The sequence below is a fragment of the Streptomyces sp. SPB074 genome (genome assembly GCF_000154905.1).
In the GTDB taxonomy this organism is placed as follows: domain Bacteria; phylum Actinomycetota; class Actinomycetes; order Streptomycetales; family Streptomycetaceae; genus Streptomyces.
Genome location: NZ_GG770539.1, coordinates 6003290 through 6004595 on the forward strand (window position 1 = coordinate 6003290; position 1306 = coordinate 6004595).

Consider the following 1306-nt stretch of genomic DNA (forward strand, 5'->3'; position numbering starts at 1 on the left):
CCGGCGCCGAAGACCCCCAGCAGGTACGTGGAGAAGGCGCCCGTCACCGCGCCCAGCAGCGCGACCCCGCAGACCATGAGCGCGACCGCGACGACGCGGCCCCACGGCGTGACCGGCACCGCGTCCCCGTAGCCGACCGTCGCGAGCGTCGCGCACGTCCACCACACCGCCGTGCCGAAGGTGCGGATCGAGGCGCCCGGCGCGTCCCGCTCCAGCCAGTACACGGTGAGCGCCGCCGTGAAGCCGGTCAGGACGACGGCGATACCGGTGTACGTGATCACGCGGGCCGGGACCGACAGCGCGGGGCGCCGCCGCCTGCGCCGTACCGCCTCGTAGACCGGTACTAACTGGAGCGGGCGCAGCAGGGGGAGCACCGCCACGAGGAGCGCGAGCGGGTGGTGGCGCGGGTAGGCGGAGCCGAGCCGGGAGGAGCGCCACGGCCCAGGCGAGGGCCATCGCCGCGTGGAGGAGGTCCTTCGCCCAGCCGGGGAGGTCCCTGTCGAGCACGCGGACCGCGTACGCGGCGAGCAGGAGCAGGGCCGCGAAGGTGAGCGGGCCCTCGCGGTGCGGGGCGGGCGCGGAGGCGGGCGAGAGGGGCACGGGGCCAGCTTGGCGCGGGTCCGGCGACGGGGCGGAGGGACGACACGCCCCGCACGGGTGACGCCATATGCTGCCTTGTATGACGAGTGAGCCGGAGCAGCAGAGCGGAGTGGGGACGCCCGACGCGTTCCAGCGGCTGTGGACCCCGCACCGGATGGCGTACATCCAGGGCGAGGGGAAACCGAGCGGCCCGGCGGCCAGCGACGGCTGCCCCTTCTGCGAGCTCCCCGGCAGGTCGGACGAGGACGGCCTGATCGTCGCGCGCGGCACGCACGTCTACACGGTGCTCAACCTCTACCCGTACAACGGCGGCCACGTCATGGCCGTTCCGTACCGGCACGTCGCCGACTACACCGCGCTGACGGAGGGGGAGACGGCCGAACTCGCGGCGCACACGAAGCAGGCGATGGAGGCGCTGCGGACCGCCTCCGGGGCGCACGGCTTCAACATCGGGATGAACCAGGGCACCGTCGCGGGCGCCGGCATCGCGGCCCACCTGCACCAGCACATCGTGCCGCGCTGGGGCGGGGACACGAACTTCATGCCCGTCGTGGGACAGACGAAGGTGCTGCCGCAACTCCTGGGCGAGACCCGGCGGCTGCTCGCGCGGGCGTGGCCGCCCGCGCGGCGGCCCTGAACGGCGGCAGCGGTACGGCGCGGCGCGGCGGCGGTACGGCGGAGGCCGGGCGGCACGGGCGCGGGGAGA

At 75.2% G+C, this 1306-nt stretch carries 1 protein-coding gene and 1 pseudogene; one reads left to right on the plus strand and one right to left on the minus strand.

What is annotated here, in order from left to right:
* Nucleotides 1-600, minus strand: a pseudogene (locus SSBG_RS25455) (potassium channel family protein); the annotation flags it as partial.
* 67 nt (nucleotides 601-667) lie between these two features.
* Here SSBG_RS25455 and SSBG_RS25460 point away from each other — a divergent pair.
* Nucleotides 668-1237: an HIT family protein gene (locus SSBG_RS25460; protein ID WP_008748929.1), complete on the plus strand. Its 570-nt coding sequence runs from the start codon at nucleotides 668-670 to the stop codon at nucleotides 1235-1237.
* Nucleotides 1238-1306: the final 69 nt, after the last annotated feature.

Excerpts from the sequence above, each read along its gene's own strand:
- SSBG_RS25460 (WP_008748929.1), top strand. The coding sequence starts at position 668 with ATGCTGCCTTGTATGACGAGTGAGCCGGAGCAGCAGAGCGGAGTGGGG.